The organism is Micromonospora sp. NPDC002389, assembly GCF_040296095.1.
Taxonomy (GTDB): Bacteria; Actinomycetota; Actinomycetes; order Mycobacteriales; family Micromonosporaceae; genus Micromonospora.
In genome coordinates, this window is sequence record NZ_JBEOWP010000004.1 from 484,655 (window position 1) to 499,296 (window position 14,642).

The window sequence follows — 14,642 nt, forward strand, 5'->3', positions numbered from 1 at the left end:
CGCCCCGCACGGACCCCGACGCCCGCGCGGGCGCTCAGGCCGCGCGGGCCGACTCGGGCACCCCGAGTGTGCGCAGCACCCGGTCGTACGCGCAGCGTGTCCGCGCCGCCGCCGCCGTGTCGCCGGAACGCTGGTGCGCCTCGGCCAGCACGCGCCAGGCGTCGTCCCGAAACCCGTCGATCTCCAGTCCGCGTCGGGCCGCCGCAGCCGCCCCGGCGAGATCGCCCGCCTCCAGTTCGAACGCGGCGAGCGTCGCCGCCGCCTCCGCCGCCAGCGTCCGGTAGCGGTCGCGGTCGGCCACCACCCACTCCGCCGGCCCGTCCTCCGGCAGCAGGTCACCGGCGTACTGGGCGAGGGCCTCCCGCAGGGCCGCCGTCGCGACGCCCCGCTGCCCCGCGCCCACGTTGCGGCGCCACGCCGCCACCGCGTTCTCGAACGAGCGCACGTCGCAGCGCGCGCTGCGCGGCAGGTCCAGCAGGTACGACTCGCCGTCCCTGCGCACGAACCGGGACTCGCCGCGCCGCACACCCGGTTCGAGGAACGCCCGCAACGTGGAGACACCGACGTGCAGGTTGCGGATGCCGGACCCGACCGGCAGTTCCGGCCAGAGCGCCGTCAGGATGGTCTCCCGGTGTACCGGCCGACCACCGTGGGCAGCCAGGAAACGCAGCAGGGCGCGGACCCTCGGCCGGACCGTCGTCCACTCCAACCGCCGCCCCGGCATCTCCAGGTGGAACCCGCCGAAGCAGCGGACCACGAGTGGCGCGCCCGCGTCCGGCGGCTGCGCAGCGGTCGGCGGCTCCGGTTCCTCGACCGCCCGTCCCCGGAATGGCTGCTGGCTCGAATACCTCATCTTCCGGAACTCCTCCGTCCCCCATCGGTCGCCGTGCCCACCACCGATGCTGCGCCGATCACCGCGCGCAGACATCAGTCAGTTGACGCATACCGATTCCGGTGACGTCCGAGGGTCAGGGCTCGGCGCCGGACACCGCCTCGCGGCGCAGCGCCTCGCGGGCGATCTCGACCCGGCTCCGGACGCCGAGCTTGCCGAGGACGTGCGAGATGTGGGTCTGCACGGTACGCCGCGACAGGTACATCTCCCGCGCGATGTCCGGTGTGGACCGTCCCTCCGCCACCAGCGCGGTCACCCGCGCCTCGGTCGGGGTGAGCGCCTCCCAGCCGACCTGCGCGCGGGCCGGCCGGGGCCCCCGGACACCCCGGCGCACCCCGAGACGCCGCAGTCGCCGCTCGGCCCGGCGCACGTCCCAGACCGCGCCGAGACCGTCGTACCCGTCGACCGCCTCGCCCAGCAGCGTCCTCGCCTCGGCCGACGAGCCGCGGCGGGCCAGCACCGCCGCCAGGTCCTCAAGCGTGCCGGTCAGCTCCACCGGCGATCCGACCGACCGGTAGTACGCGACCGCCTCGCGCAGCGGTGCCGGATCGTCGTCGAGCAGCCCCTGACACCGGCGCAGGGCCGCCGCGGCCCGCCCCGGCCGGGTCTCCGCCGCGGTCTCGGCCCGGCACGCCTCCACCGCCGCCCGGGCCGCCGCCGCGTCGTCGGTCGCCACCGCGAGCCGCACCAGATCGGGCGCCCACTGGTGGAGCAGGGTCATCTCACCGGGCCCACGCTCCAGCACCACCGACAGCTCCGCCAGCGCCCGGGCCGGATCCCCCTCCTGCTCGACGGCGAGCGACCGCGCGGCGAGCAGGAAGTCGCGATTCTCCCGGTCGGCGACGGTACGCACGGGAAGCTCCAGACCGGCGCGCAGGTGCTCGGTCGCGGCGGCGCTGTTCCCGCGACGCCCAGCGATCATCGCGGCGACACCGTGCCACAGCAGCGCCGGCCCGCGCTCCCGGAGCCCGGAGTACGTGATCGTGGTGCTGTCCCGCCCGAGGACGTCGAGTTCGGCGAGCGCGTCGTCCCAGCGGCCGAGCCAGTACAACAGCACGGCGGCGGTGAGCGTCGAGACGCCCTGTCCCGGCCCAGCGGCCCGCTGACTCAGGTCACGGGCCCGCCACAGGGTCTCCTGCGCCGCCGGCCACCGGTCCAGATTCTGCAGGCTGAAGATCCGGCCGTCGAAGGCGAAGGTCCGCAGGTCGGCGTGCTCGGGTGCGTCGCCCAGCACGGCCAGCGCCCGGTCGGCGTAGTCGAGGGCGGCCTCGTGGTCGCGGCGGACCGAGTGGGTCAGCCACAGGTCGGTCAACGCGTACGCGACGGCGAAGGCGTCCCCGGCCTCCTCCCCCACCCGCAACGCCTCGCGCGCGGTGCTGTCCGCGGTGTCCAGGTCGCCGTTGCTCGCCCGGTTGACCATCGACAGCGAGGCCAGCAGGCGGGCCCGCCACACCGCCGGTACGCCCGGACGGCGCAGCGCCGCCCCGAGGACCTCCAACGCCTCCTCGTTGCGGCCCTGGCCGAACAGCGTGCGGGCCAGGATCGAGGACATCTCGGCCTGTTGTCCCGGCTCGGTCGGCAGCGTCAACGCCGACCGGGCCCGGGCAGCGGCCTCGGAGTGGCGCCCGGCGTCGAGCAGCACCCGGGCCAGTTCCACCGAGAGCGCGGCCTGGTCGGCACGGTCGAGCGGGCTCACCGACAACTCGCGTTGCAGCAGCTCCGCCGCGATGTCCGGGGCGCGGGCCGCCAACGTCGGTGCCGCCTCGACGACCCACGTCCGGGTCCACTCGTCACCGGTGTGACCGGCCGCCAACAGTTGCTGGGCCACCCGCAGCGGTTCGGCGCCGGCACCGGCCAACGTCCTCGCCGCCTCGCAGTGCAGCGCCGCACGCAGCGCGGCCGGCATGCTGTCATAGAGCGCCTGACGGATCAGCGGGTGCCGGAAGGCGAGCTGGTCGCCGACACCGACGACGATCCCGGCGGTGACCGCGTTCTGCAGCCCTTCGGCCAGGTCCGACGCGGTCCGGCGGAGCACCGCGGCAAGGTCGGTGACGGCGAACTCCCCGCCGAGCAGCGACGCGGTCCGCAACATCTGGGCGGTGGCCGCGGACACCACGCTGAGCCGGTCGGTCAGTGCCGCCGCGAAGGAGGCGGGCACCCGATCCAGCGCATCGTCGGAGAGTTCACCACCGCTCGGCACCGCACCGGCGCTCTGCTCCCGGGCCAGGGCGTCGAGCAGTTCCCGCAGATAGAGCGGATTGCCCATGGCCCGCCCGAGCAGACGGTCGAGTCCCGGCCCCGGTGGCGTACCGAGGACCCCGGTGGTCATCGTGCGGACGTCGTCCGGACTGAGCGCGCCGAGTGAGAGCAGGGTGCCGCCCCGACGCAGGGTGGCGGCCCGCAACGTCTGGACGTCCTGCCGGGTCGGCACCGGACGGGTCGCGCTGACCAACAGCAGTGGAAGTTCCTCGACGGCGAGGGCGAGCCGGTGCCACAGCATCAACGACGCCTCGTCGGCCCATTGCAGGTCATCGAGGACCAGCACCGTGGGCGCGTCCGTGCACAACTCGTCGACCAGCGACACGAGCATTTCAGTGGCCGTACAGGCGATGTCGTCCACCGCGAAAAGCCCTGGCCGCCGGTCCCGCAGGAACTCGGCGATCCGTGCTCGACGAGGGTCCGGCGAGCGCAGCCGAACCTGGAGACAGTCCAGCATCACCCGCAGCGGAAAGCGGTGGGACAACTGGTCCGCGGTCCCCCACAGCACCTCACGGTTGCCGCCACCACCAGCGGTTAGACCGGCTGCGACCAGGGAAGACTTCCCGATTCCCGCCTCACCCTCCACCCACAGCACCGCGCCACGGCCCTGGCCGGCGGCCTCGGCGGCGGCGTGCAGCACGGACAGTTCCTTTTCCCGGCCGGCCCAGACAGTTGGCAGATCAACTGGAAACATGGCGAATGCACCCGAACAGAATGGATCGCGAAGCGACGCGCATCGGTGCATATTAGCCGACCGCCACGGCCCGACATGACCAGGAATTGAGCGCCGAGAATGTAACCGGCATTTCCTGGCATCGCTTTTCCCATCACAACCGCATCTGCGCTGCGTGTCGCCCCGACGGGGCGCGGCACGACCCCGCACCCGCGCCCCACCGTCCCCGCGCCCCGGATGCCTCCGAGGCGCGAGGGCATCCAGGGCGCGACCACGGGAGGTGACGGGCCGGCCGCTCACCACCGACCGCTCCCTCGGGGTGCCCTCCGACACGGCCGAGGCAGCAACTTCATGGATGTTGCTGCCTCAAGGGGCACGCGAGGCAGCAACATCCATGAAGTTGTGTCGCCGGGGCGGAGTCCGGGGCAGACCAGCAGCGCGATGTCCAGGCTCGGCATCGCGCGCATGCCGCTGGCACGGTCCGACGGATGACGCCCAGCGTGGCGGAGGACGCCCGGCACTGCGGATGACGCCTAGTCTGGGCGAATCATGCTGAGCTCGGCGAATCACGCGCAGCTCGGCGAATCACGCGCAGCCTGTTGCCCGAGATTGCGGGCCAGTTCGGCCATCGTGCATCGCCTCGTCGTCGCCACGGGCAGCCAGCCGAAAGCACGACGATGGAGTGAGGCCCAGGCGACGAGGACCGTCAGCAGCACTGGGGGACGGTGTGGGAGAAGCATGCGCACCGGTCGCCGGAACACGAATCGGCCCGCTATCAAGATCTGATAGCGGGCCGCTCACTCTGCGACTATCGATGGTGGGCGATACTGGGTTTGAACCAGTGACCTCTTCCGTGTCAAGGAAGCGCGCTCCCACTGCGCCAATCGCCCGTGCTGTTGTTACACCGAGGTGGGGACGGGATTTGAACCCGCGTACACGGCTTTGCAGGCCGTTGCCTCGCCTCTCGGCCACCCCACCGAGGTTGCCCCCGTCACGCGTGGCGGCAGCTCCGAGCGGACGACGGGATTCGAACCCGCGACCCTCACCTTGGCAAGGTGATGCGCTACCAGCTGCGCTACGTCCGCACGTCTCCGGTTTTCCGGTGACGGATGAGAACTTTAGCCGAGCGGTGGAACGGTTGCCAAATCGGGCCCCACCCGGCGCGTCCGGTTCCGCCGCGTGGGGCAGATCCCGCTCCGTGAGCTTCCTAGGAGCCTGTGCTGGATGCTCCTGATCGCGGCCGACGATGGAGGGCCACCGAAGGGAAGGACCGCAGCTCGGGAGGCGACCCGGGACGGAAGTCGCGAGTGTCCGGGTTCCGACTGTCGCAAGCCGGATCACCAGGGGTTTGGTGACACGCCGTGTCCGCCTCGATGGGCTACGGTGACGGGCGTGACGAGACGTGCGGCCGAGATCCGCCTGGATGCCCTGCTGCGCACCGCTTGTGACGTGATCGTGCAGCGTGGGCTCGCGAACACCCGAACGGCGGACGTGGCGCAGGCCGCCGGGGTGAGCCAGGCCCTGGTCTTCTACCACTTCGCCACTAAGGAACGGCTGCTCGCGCAGGCCTTCGCGTACGCGGTCGAGCAGGATCTGGCCCGGCTGGACACGGTGACCCGGTCGAGCGCCCCACCGCTGACCAAGCTCCGCCGCATCCTCCGGCTCTACACCCCCGCCGGTCGACCCACCTCCTGGTCCATGTGGATCGACGGCTGGTCGGAGTCGTTGCGTACCCCCGAGTTGGAGAAGGTCTCCCGCAAGCTGGACCTGCGCTGGCGGCAGGACCTCGCCACGGTGATCTCCGACGGGGTCCGCGAGGGCGTCTTCGAGTGCACCGACCCGGCCGGTGCGGCCTGGCGGATCAGCGCGGTCATGGACGGCCTGGCGGTCCAGCTCGCGGTGCACGACCGGGTGATCTCCCGGCGGCAGTTCGCCGAGTGGGTCCGCCTGGTGACCGCCCGGGAACTGGGCCTCGACCCCGCGCAGCTCGACTGAGCCCACCGCGCCGGCACTCGACACCACGCCGAGCACGCCGGCACCTGGCGAACCGCCACCGGAGCCGGCCGACGACGACGACAATGACGCCATGGACCTGCTCGAGGTGTACCGGCGCAGCCTGGTGGAGTTCACCGACCGGGTGGAACAGGTCGGCGGCGGGCAGTGGTCGGCGGTGACCCCGTGCCCGGGGTGGGACGTCCACACGCTGGTCAACCATGTCGTCGGGGAACAGCGTTGGAGCGTCGCGCTGCTTGCCGGCCGGACCATCGCGCAGGTCGGCGACCGCTACGACGGCGACCAGCTCGGTGCCGACCCGGTCGTCGCGGCGCGCGACGCGGCGGCACAGGCCGAGTTGGCCGCCGCCTCCCCCGGCGCGCTGGACCGCACCGTGCACCTCTCGGCCGGCGACACGCCCGCCGAGGAGTACCTGCACCAACTGCTCGCCGAGCATCTCGTCCACGGGTGGGACCTGGCCGTGGCGATCGGTGCCGACCCGAGGATGGACGCCGACGCGGTCGCCGAGTGCGCCCGCTGGTTCAGTCGCGCCGTCGGCGGCTACCGGAGCAACGGGCTGGTGCACGACCGGGTCGACGTTCCGCCGCAGGCCGACGAGCAGGACCGGCTGATCGCCGCGTTCGGCCGCGATCCCGGCTGGGCCCCGTAACGGCCCGCCGCCGACACACCAAGGCCAGCACGTACGGCGGCCGGCGCGGGTCATCCCGCGCCGGCCGCACCCCCGGTGTGTGAAGTATTCGAGCGGTCAGCCCAGCCGACCACCGTCACGGGGTACCGTCCGCCACCGCTGGCGCGGCCCGGGTTGCCGCTCCCAGCGGTCCGCGGCGCTCACCGAGACGCCGTCGGCGGATACCGGCTCCGGCTCCTTGGTCAACTGCCGCAGCCGCATCAGCAGGCCGACGCCGAGGAACAGCAGCAGCCCACCGAGCAGGAAGGCGACCTCGGTCAGGCCGAGCCCGGCCCCGGTCTGCGAGATGTTGCCGGCGGCTCCGGCGTCCGGCGCGGCGGCTCCGCCACCGGCGGCACCGGCATCGACCCTCTCCCCTGGCCCCTCCTCCGGCGGGTCCTCCGTCGGCTGCGGCTCCAGTTCCCGGGGCGACTCCGTCGGGGTCACCTCGGTCGGGGTCGGCGCCACCGTGGGCCCGGCCGCCCCTCGGCCGCCGACCACGTCGCGGGTCGCCGTCTGGCGGGACAGCAACTGCAGGTTCTGGTCGTACGCCTCGACGGCGAGCTGGACCTGCCCCTGGTCGGCGTCGCGGGCGAACGCGATCCGGTACTGGGCGGTCACCGTACGCCCCGGGCAGAGCGTGCCCGGGTCGAGCTGCCGGTCGGTCAACCGGGCCGCGTTGCCCTCGGTCCGCACCTGCACCGGAAACGAACCGTTCTCCTCGATCCGGTCGATCCGCACCTGGTCCAGCCGTACGCCCTGCACACCGACCACCATCGACCAACGCACCTTGATGCAGCCGCCCTGGTCGGAGCGGGACACCACGGCAGAGACCGTCTCCACCCGCCCTCCGGCGGTGAACCGGTCCGGCAGGCCGCTGAGTTCGGTGGCGAACGCCGCCTGTGCCGGCGCGGACATGGCCAGGTGCACACCGGTGACACAGGCCAGTACCACCCCGATCCGTAGCGTGTTCCGCCACAGCCTTCTCACGATCTGTCCTCCTGTTGGTCGCCTCCATCAGCCACGCTATGAGCGCCGGATGCCAGCCGCTAGACGGGCGTGTTCGCACGTGGTGTGAAGCAAGATGCCCCTTTTCACGCACGGTATTGAACCGGTCACCCGGCACCCGCGACACGCCGAGCAGGGTCACGATGGACAATCACCGGGTGTCCGCTCTCTCCACCGCTTTCGTCCAGTTGCACGCCCGGCTCGGCCCCGTCGCCTTCGTACCCGAGGTGCGGCTGCACCAGGCGGACGAGCCGATCGGCCTGTGGGAGCTGACCGAGGGTGAGTTCCGCAGCGACCGGCCGCCGCCGTTCTGGGCCTTCGCCTGGGCGGGCGGCCAGGGCCTCGCCCGGTACGTCACCGACCACCCGGACCTCGTCGCCGGCCGGCGGGTCCTCGACCTGGCCTCCGGCTCCGGCCTGGTGGCGATCGCCGCCGCCAGGGCCGGTGCCGCCGTCGTGCGCGCGGTGGAGGTCGACGAGTTGGCCGTCGCGGCGGTCGCGCTCAACGCCGAGGCCAACGGCGTACGCGTCGACGCCGAACTCGGCGACGTCCTCGATCGGCACGCCGGGGACGCCGAGGTGGTGCTCGCCGGGGACGTGTTCTACAGCGAGGCGATGGCCAACCGGGTCCTGCGGTTCCTGCTGCGCGCCGCCCGCTCCGGGGCCACCGTGCTGGTCGGCGATCCCGGACGCGCCTTCCTGCCCAGGGACCGGTTCGACGAGTTGGCCGCCTACGACGTGCCGGTCAGCGAGGCGCTGGAGAGCGTACGGGTGAAGCGCACCACGGTGTGGCGGCTGCGCGCGGGACGGCCGTCGGCGGCCCGCTAGCGTGACGCGGTGCTGTTCCGCGCCTGGGAGCAGGCCCCGGAGGCGACCGGAAGCGCCGGGGCCGATGCCGCCATGGCCGGGGCCGCCGGGACCAGAGTCGGGGCCGGGGCCGACGCGGCCGGTGCCGACACTGCCCGGGTCGTGGACCACGTGGGCGGCGTACACCTCCTGGTGACCCGGCACGCGCTGGTGCGGCAGGTGCTGACCGACCCGGTGACGTACCGCCCGGACAATGCCCTGGACGCGGTGACCCCGATCCCGGTGGCCGCGCTGCGCATCCTCGCCGCGCACCGGTTCCGGTTGCCGCCGACGCTGGCCAACAACGGCGGCGCCGACCACCCGGGGATCCGTGCGCTGGTCGCCGACGCGCTGCACCCGAAGCGGGTGGCCGACCAGCGGGACTGGTTGGCCACGCTGGTCCGTCGACGGGTGACCGGCCTGGACGCCGCGCTGGACGACGGCGTACCCGTCGACCTGCACGCCGGGCTCGCCGCCGACCTGCCGCTGCTGGTGCTGGCCCGGCTGGTCGAGTTGCCCGACGCGCCGGTGGCGGCGGTGAAGGAGTTCGCCCGCGCCGCGCTGGAGCTGTTCTGGGCACCGCTGGACGCCGACCGGCAGCAGACCCTCGCGGTCGAGGTGGGGCGCTTCCACCGGGTGCTGCGCGAGTTCGCGGCCACCGGCGGCGGGCTCGCCGGGTCGCTGCGGGCCGCCGGGTACCCGCCCGACGTGGTGGTCGGCGCACTTTTCTTCCTTCTGGTCGCCGGTCAGGAGACCACCTCGCAGTTCCTCACCCTGCTGATGCACCGGCTGATCGGGGAACCGACCGTGCTCGCCGGGCTGCGCGACGGCTCGGTGGCGGTCGCCGACGTGGTCGAGGAGGGGCTGCGGCTGGAGCCGCCGATCGTCACCTGGCGGCGGGTCGCCGCCGTGGACACCACGCTGGGCGGGACGGCGGTGGCGGCGGGCACCAGCATCGTGCTCTGGCTGGGCCGCGCCGGACGCGACCCGGCGGTGGTGGAGTCACCGGACGGGTTCCGGCCGGGGCAACGCGGGTCACGCCGACACCTGGCCTTCGGGGCGGGCGTGCACCGCTGCGTGGGCGACCAGCTCGCCCGGATGGAGGCCGCGACCGTGGTGACGGAGGCGGCCCCGCTGCTGGCCCGGGTCCGCGTGCTGCGCGCACCCCGTTACCCGGACAACCTCACCTTCCGGATGCCGGACGCCCTGGTCGTGACGCGCGCCCCGCTCAGGTGATCTCGTCGGCCTCAGTTGATCTCGTCGGCCCAGGCCCGCCAGTCGTCGAGCACGCCGTACAACGCCGGGGTCAGCCAGCCCGGCGCGGACCGCCGGAACACGCCCGGGTCCATCGCCCCGGCCCCGGCCGGCAACGCCCCGAGCAGGTTCGGCAGCAGGTCGCTGACGTTGGCCCAGTGCACCAGCTCCGGGTCGGCCGGCCAGGCGCCGATCACCACGCCCGCCGGCACCGCGCGCCGGTCCAGCGCCTCCAGGGTGAGCGCGGTGTGGTTGAGCGTGCCCAGCCCGGCGCGGGCCACCACCACCGCCGGGGCACCCAACGACACCGCCAGGTCGGCCACCGTCCACGCCTCGCCCGAGGGCCGCAGCCCCATCGGCACGAGCAGCCCACCGGCGCCCTCGATCAGCACCAGGTCGTGCTTCTCCGCCTCCTCGCGGATCGCGTCGACCGCGTTGTACAACTCCAGCGGCGGCAGGTCCGCCACCCGGGCGGCGGCCAGCGGGGCGAGTGGATCGGGGTAGGCGGCCAGGGTGCGGGCGGTCATCGGGGCGGAGAGCCGGGTGACCGCCTCGACGTCACCGGGCTCACCGGTGGCCGTACCCGTCTGACCAGGTTTGACCACCGCCACCCGCAGCCCGGCCGCCTGCGCGGCGGCCGTGATCGCCGCGGTCACCACCGTCTTGCCGACCTCGGTGTCGGTCCCGGTGACCAGCACCGGTCCGCGCCACTGATCCGTCATGGCGCACATTCCACGATGACCTCCAGGGCCCGCTCGAAGTCCGCCCGGGACGGCCCGGCACCGATGGTGAGCCGCAGCCGGGATCGGCTGTCCGGGGTGGAGGGCGGCCGGAAGCAGCCCACCGCCACCCCCCGGTCCCGGCAGGCGGCGGCCCAGTCACTCGCCGCCTCCGGGCCGGGCGCGGTGACCGAGACGACGGCCGCGTCCGGGGCGGAGACCTCCAGGCCGGCGGCGCGCAGGCGGTCCACCGCGAGCGTGGCGCGGGCGGCCAGGTCGGCGCGGAGGGCGTCGCCGTCGCGGGCCAGCCCGACGGCGGCGTGCACCCCGGCGGCCACGGCCGGCGGCAGGGCGGTGTCGTAGATGAAGGTCCGCGCGGTCTCCACCAGGTGCCGGACGAACTCGGCCGGACCGGCCACCACCCCGCCGGCACCGCCGAGCGCCTTGGACAGGGTGGCGGTGACCACCACGTCCGGCTCGCCGGTCAGCCCGACGGCGGCCACCCCACCGGCCCCGGCCGGGCCGACGACCCCGAGCGCGTGCGCGTCGTCGACCAGCAGCAGCGCCCCGTGCGCGCGGGCGGTCGCGTGCAGCCGGGCCAGTGGCGCCAGGTCACCGTCGACGGAGAAGACCGACTCGGTGACCACCACCGCCGGCCGGTCGGGTGCTGCGGCCAGGGCCGCCGCGACCGCGTCGACGTCGGCGTGCGGGGTCACCACGGTCTCCGCGCCGGAGATCCGGCACCCGTCGATCAGACTGGCGTGGTTGTGCGCGTCGGAGACCAGCAGCGTACGGGGGCGCACCAGCGCCCGGACCGCGCCGAGGTTCGCGAGGTATCCGGAGGAGAAGACCAGCGCCCGCTCGGTGCCGATCCAGTCGGCGAGGGCGTCCTCCAGCGCGTGGTGGGCCTCGGTGGAGCCGCGGACCAGTCGTGACCCGGTCGCACCCAGCCCGTACTCGGAGAGCGCCTTCGCCGCCGCGGCGACCACCTCGGGGTGCGCGGACAGGCCCAGGTAGTCGTTGCCGGCCAGGTCCACCACGGCGTCGTCGGCGGTACGCGGACGCAGCCGACGGGTCAGTCCCGCCTTCGCCCGCAGGTCGGCGCGGCGTGCCAGGGCCGCCAGCCAGTCCGCCACCACCACGCCCCTTCCCCGCCGGTTTCCACCGTCAGGCGTCGTCGCCCGGTCGCACGTCGTCGCCCCGGGCGCTTCCGCCGGGCGAAGTTACCACCCGTCCGGGCCGCCCCGGCGTGGCGCGGTACGGCTCGCCGGAGGTCACCGGGGCGGGGCCGCGCGCGTTTCCGCCCGTCGGACGGCCTTGTAGGGTACGTGCCATGCCAGAGATCCTCGACCAGGCCCGTACCCAGGTGCTGGAGGGTGGCGTCGGCTTGGACCAGGCCGGTGTCCTCGCGGTGCTCAACCTGCCCGACGAGCACCTGACCGCCACGCTCCAGCTCGCCCACGACGTGCGGATGCGCTGGTGCGGCCCGGAGGTCGAGGTCGAGGGCATCGTCTCGCTGAAGACCGGCGGCTGCCCCGAGGACTGCCACTTCTGCTCGCAGTCCGGCCTGTTCACCTCGCCGGTGCGGTCGGTCTGGCTGGACATCCCGTCGCTGGTCGAGGCCGCCAAGCAGACCGCCGCGACCGGGGCCACCGAGTTCTGCATCGTGGCCGCCGTCCGCGGCCCCGACGCCCGACTGATGACGCAGATGCGCGAGGGCGTCGCCGCGATCAAGGCCGAGGTCGACATCCAGGTCGCCGCCTCGCTCGGCATGCTCAGCCAGGAGCAGGTCGACGAACTGGTCGACATGGGTGTGCACCGGTACAACCACAACCTGGAGACCTGCCGGTCGTACTTCCCGAACGTGGTCACCACGCACTCCTGGGAGGAGCGCTGGGAGACGCTGCGGATGGTCCGCGAATCCGGCATGGAGGTCTGCTGCGGCGGCATTCTCGGGCTCGGCGAGACCGTCGAGCAGCGGGCCGAGTTCGCCGCCCAGCTCGCCGAGCTGAACCCGCACGAGGTGCCGCTGAACTTCCTCAACCCCCGGCCGGGCACCCCGCTCGGTGACCGCCCGGTGGTCGAGGGCAAGGACGCGCTGCGGGCCATCGCCGCGTTCCGGCTCGCGATGCCGCGCACCATCCTGCGGTACGCGGGCGGCCGGGAGATCACCCTCGGTGACCTGGGCACCCGCGACGGTCTGCTCGGCGGCATCAACGCGGTGATCGTCGGCAACTACCTGACCACCCTCGGCCGACCGGCCACCGACGACCTCAAGCTGCTCGACGACCTCAAGATGCCGGTCAAGGCGCTGTCGGCGACGCTCTGATGCGGATGGGCGAGCTGGTCGGGACGTGGTGTGACCGCTGCGGCGAGGCCGTGGCGGTCGGCGACCACCAGGGCTGCGCGGCGGCCCGCACCCTGGAGCCGCCCCGATACTGCGCCCACTGCCGACGCCGGATGAAGGTGCAGGTGCTGCCGGTCGGTTGGTCCGCCACCTGCGTCGAGCACGGCGCACAGCGAGGCTGAGGCATGACGTTGCGCGGACAGGCGGTGACCCTGCGGCCGGCGAGCGCCGCCGACGTGCCCACGCTCGCCGCCATCCGCGCCGAGCCCGAGGTGCGTCGCTGGTGGCGCGGTGACGACGACCTGACCGCCACCGTCGAGGCCGACCTCGCCGACGACGACCTGGAGGTGTACGTCGTCGAGCACGACGGCCGGGTGGTCGGCGCGATCCAGTGGTACGCCGAGAACGACCCCGACTACCGCCACGCCGGGCTGGACATCTTCCTCGACCCGTCAGTACGCGGCCAGGGCCTCGCCGGGGACGCCATCCGCACCCTGGTCCGACACCTGATCGACGCCCACGGCCACCACCGCTTCACCATCGACCCGGCGGCGGCCAACACCGCCGCGATCCGCGCGTACGCGAAGGTCGGCTTCCGCACCGTCGGCATCCTGCGTCGCTACGAACGCGGCGCCGACGGCCGCTGGCACGACGGCCTCCTGATGGACCTGCTCGCCGACGAACTCCGCTGACCCTCCCCGGGCCGCGATGCTCGCGCGCTCCCCGTGGGCGCGGCGGGTGCTGTGTAAGGAAGGGTCCCCTGCTAACGCCTCGTGTATAGCAGGGGACCCTTCCTAACCGCGCGTCCTCACATCGCGGACCTCGCGGCTCCGACCGTGATGTGTGAAATCCGGTGGCGCCCCGCCGATCGGGTGCCCAGAGTCGGACGATGCCCGTTCCCGATGATCGTGCCGACACCCTGGAGTGGTTGGCCTTCGCGCAGGCCGGAGTCCTCACCACCGCCCAGGCGCGGACCGTGCTGACCGAGGGCGCGCTGCGGGGCCTCGTCCGGTCCGGCCGGTGGCGCTCGGTCGGTCGTGGCATCCTGCTGACCGGCAACGGTCGGCTCACCCGGGCCCAGCAACTCTGGGTGGCCGTCCTCGCCTGCGGACGGGGCGCGGTCCTCGCCGGCCCCACCGCAGCCGCCGAGGCCGGAGTACGCGGCCTGCGACCCGAGCCGCTGCACGTCCTCGTACCGTCGACCCGCCGAGTCAGGCGTACTACCCTGCGCCGGCTGCCGCTCGACATGGCCGCCGTGGTGCTGCACCGGACGTCGCTGCTGCCCGCCGACCACCTCCAGGTCGGCCGGCCGCCCCGGACCAGCACGGCACGTGCCCTGGTGGACGCGGCGGGCTGGGCGCCCTCGACCCGGGCGGCGCAGGAGATCCTGGCAGCCGGGTGCCAGCAGAGACGGGTACTGCCCGAGGAGGTGGCCGCCGTCCTCGACGTCCTGCCCCGGGCACCTCGACGCAGTCTCATCCGGCAGACCGTCGACGACATCGCCGGAGGCGCCCAGGCGCTCAGCGAGATCGACTTCGTGCGACTCTGCCGCCGCGCCGGGCTGCCCGCACCGGACCTGCAAGAGCGACGAACCGACACCACCGGGCGTACGCGCTGGCTGGACGCGTACTGGCGCGAGTGGCGAATCCACGTCGAGATCGACGGTGCACACCACATGGACGTACGCCAGTGGGCGGCGGACATGCAGCGGCAGAACGACGTGTGGACGACGGGTGATCGCATCCTGCGCTTTCCCGCCTGGCTGGTACGCGCCCACCCCGACCAGGTCGCCGACACGGTCCGCCGCGCCCTCGTCGCCGCCGGCTGGCGACCGGAGTCGTGAATCTTGGAAAGTTGCCGTTCGACGCTGACTATTCAGTCTCATGACATCTGTCAGTGTTGAAGTCCCGGTACATGTGTCAGTTGGTAGGGATCTTGAGCGGGCTGGTACATGGTGCCTGGCAT

Annotated in this window: 13 protein-coding genes and 3 tRNA genes; 8 read left to right on the top strand and 8 right to left on the bottom strand. The window is 73.4% G+C overall.

The window, feature by feature from the left end:
• Positions 1-34 precede the first annotated feature (34 nt).
• From ABT008_RS11055 to ABT008_RS11075, 5 genes are all read right to left on the bottom strand, one after another.
• A complete protein-coding gene (locus tag ABT008_RS11055; RefSeq protein WP_350695546.1) occupies positions 35-853 on the bottom strand; it encodes an AfsR/SARP family transcriptional regulator in 819 nt (272 codons plus the stop codon).
• Positions 854-968: 115 nt separating this feature from the next.
• Positions 969-3,896, bottom strand: a complete 2,928-nt coding sequence (locus tag ABT008_RS11060; protein ID WP_350695547.1) for an ATP-binding protein — start codon at positions 3,894-3,896, stop codon at positions 969-971.
• Positions 3,897-4,639: 743 nt separating this feature from the next.
• Positions 4,640-4,714 (bottom strand) — tRNA-Val (locus ABT008_RS11065).
• Positions 4,715-4,731: 17 nt separating this feature from the next.
• Positions 4,732-4,802: transfer RNA gene (locus tag ABT008_RS11070), tRNA-Cys, on the bottom strand.
• A 34-nt stretch (positions 4,803-4,836) separates the two neighbouring features.
• Positions 4,837-4,909: transfer RNA gene (locus tag ABT008_RS11075), tRNA-Gly, on the bottom strand.
• A 307-nt stretch (positions 4,910-5,216) separates the two neighbouring features.
• On the opposite strand from ABT008_RS11075, the gene ABT008_RS11080 reads away from it, so the two are divergent.
• On the top strand, positions 5,217-5,819 hold the full coding sequence (locus tag ABT008_RS11080) for a TetR/AcrR family transcriptional regulator (protein WP_131056437.1): 603 nt from the start codon (positions 5,217-5,219) through the stop codon (positions 5,817-5,819).
• Between the two features lie 91 nt (positions 5,820-5,910).
• Positions 5,911-6,486 carry a TIGR03086 family metal-binding protein gene (locus ABT008_RS11085; RefSeq protein ID WP_350695549.1) on the top strand — a complete coding sequence of 192 codons (576 nt, stop codon included), beginning with the start codon at positions 5,911-5,913 and terminating at the stop codon, positions 6,484-6,486.
• A gap of 96 nt (positions 6,487-6,582) precedes the next feature.
• On the opposite strand, the gene ABT008_RS11090 is transcribed toward ABT008_RS11085, so the two are convergent.
• Entirely contained in the window at positions 6,583-7,494 is a 912-nt protein-coding gene (locus ABT008_RS11090; protein WP_350695551.1) for a hypothetical protein, read from the bottom strand.
• Between the two features lie 176 nt (positions 7,495-7,670).
• On the opposite strand from ABT008_RS11090, the gene ABT008_RS11095 reads away from it, so the two are divergent.
• Both ABT008_RS11095 and ABT008_RS11100 read left to right on the top strand, forming a co-directional pair.
• Positions 7,671-8,339 carry a class I SAM-dependent methyltransferase gene (locus tag ABT008_RS11095; RefSeq protein WP_350695553.1) on the top strand — a complete coding sequence of 223 codons (669 nt, stop codon included), beginning with the start codon at positions 7,671-7,673 and terminating at the stop codon, positions 8,337-8,339.
• 9 nt (positions 8,340-8,348) lie between these two features.
• Positions 8,349-9,593, top strand: a complete 1,245-nt coding sequence (locus ABT008_RS11100; protein WP_350695555.1) for a cytochrome P450 — start codon at positions 8,349-8,351, stop codon at positions 9,591-9,593.
• An 11-nt stretch (positions 9,594-9,604) separates the two neighbouring features.
• Here ABT008_RS11100 and bioD read toward each other — a convergent pair whose 3' ends face one another.
• Both bioD and ABT008_RS11110 read right to left on the bottom strand, forming a co-directional pair.
• The gene (bioD, locus tag ABT008_RS11105) at positions 9,605-10,342 is read right to left on the bottom strand and encodes a dethiobiotin synthase (RefSeq protein WP_350695557.1); all 738 of its coding nucleotides are present in this window, start codon (positions 10,340-10,342) and stop codon (positions 9,605-9,607) included.
• Positions 10,330-11,466, bottom strand: coding sequence for an 8-amino-7-oxononanoate synthase (locus ABT008_RS11110; RefSeq protein ID WP_350695559.1), 1,137 nt, complete (start codon positions 11,464-11,466; stop codon positions 10,330-10,332). The genes bioD and ABT008_RS11110 overlap by 13 nt, the downstream gene beginning before the upstream one ends.
• 197 nt (positions 11,467-11,663) lie before the next feature.
• On the opposite strand from ABT008_RS11110, the gene bioB reads away from it, so the two are divergent.
• From bioB to ABT008_RS11130, 4 genes are all read left to right on the top strand, one after another.
• Positions 11,664-12,659 carry a biotin synthase BioB gene (gene bioB / locus ABT008_RS11115; RefSeq protein WP_350695561.1) on the top strand — a complete coding sequence of 332 codons (996 nt, stop codon included), beginning with the start codon at positions 11,664-11,666 and terminating at the stop codon, positions 12,657-12,659.
• On the top strand, positions 12,659-12,859 hold the full coding sequence (bsaP, locus tag ABT008_RS11120) for a biotin synthase auxiliary protein BsaP (protein ID WP_350695563.1): 201 nt from the start codon (positions 12,659-12,661) through the stop codon (positions 12,857-12,859). Before bioB ends, bsaP begins: the two co-directional genes overlap by 1 nt.
• A 3-nt stretch (positions 12,860-12,862) precedes the next feature.
• Positions 12,863-13,369 (top strand): GNAT family N-acetyltransferase, encoded by a 507-nt coding sequence (locus ABT008_RS11125; RefSeq protein ID WP_350695564.1) that lies wholly within the window; start codon positions 12,863-12,865, stop codon positions 13,367-13,369.
• A 197-nt stretch (positions 13,370-13,566) separates the two neighbouring features.
• Positions 13,567-14,520 carry a hypothetical protein gene (locus tag ABT008_RS11130; protein WP_350695565.1) on the top strand — a complete coding sequence of 318 codons (954 nt, stop codon included), beginning with the start codon at positions 13,567-13,569 and terminating at the stop codon, positions 14,518-14,520.
• Positions 14,521-14,642: the final 122 nt, after the last annotated feature.

Bases quoted from the DNA above. Each gene is read 5' to 3' on its own strand.
- bioB (WP_350695561.1), top strand. From the start codon at position 11,664: ATGCCAGAGATCCTCGACCAGGCCCGTACCCAGGTGCTGGAGGGTGGC.
- ABT008_RS11130 (WP_350695565.1), top strand. From the start codon at position 13,567: ATGCCCGTTCCCGATGATCGTGCCGACACCCTGGAGTGGTTGGCCTTC.
- ABT008_RS11125 (WP_350695564.1), top strand. From the start codon at position 12,863: ATGACGTTGCGCGGACAGGCGGTGACCCTGCGGCCGGCGAGCGCCGCC.
- ABT008_RS11055 (WP_350695546.1), bottom strand. From the start codon at position 853: ATGAGGTATTCGAGCCAGCAGCCATTCCGGGGACGGGCGGTCGAGGAA.
- ABT008_RS11085 (WP_350695549.1), top strand. From the start codon at position 5,911: ATGGACCTGCTCGAGGTGTACCGGCGCAGCCTGGTGGAGTTCACCGAC.
- bioD (WP_350695557.1), bottom strand. From the start codon at position 10,342: ATGTGCGCCATGACGGATCAGTGGCGCGGACCGGTGCTGGTCACCGGG.
- bsaP (WP_350695563.1), top strand. From the start codon at position 12,659: ATGCGGATGGGCGAGCTGGTCGGGACGTGGTGTGACCGCTGCGGCGAG.
- ABT008_RS11060 (WP_350695547.1), bottom strand. From the start codon at position 3,896: ATGCACCGATGCGCGTCGCTTCGCGATCCATTCTGTTCGGGTGCATTC.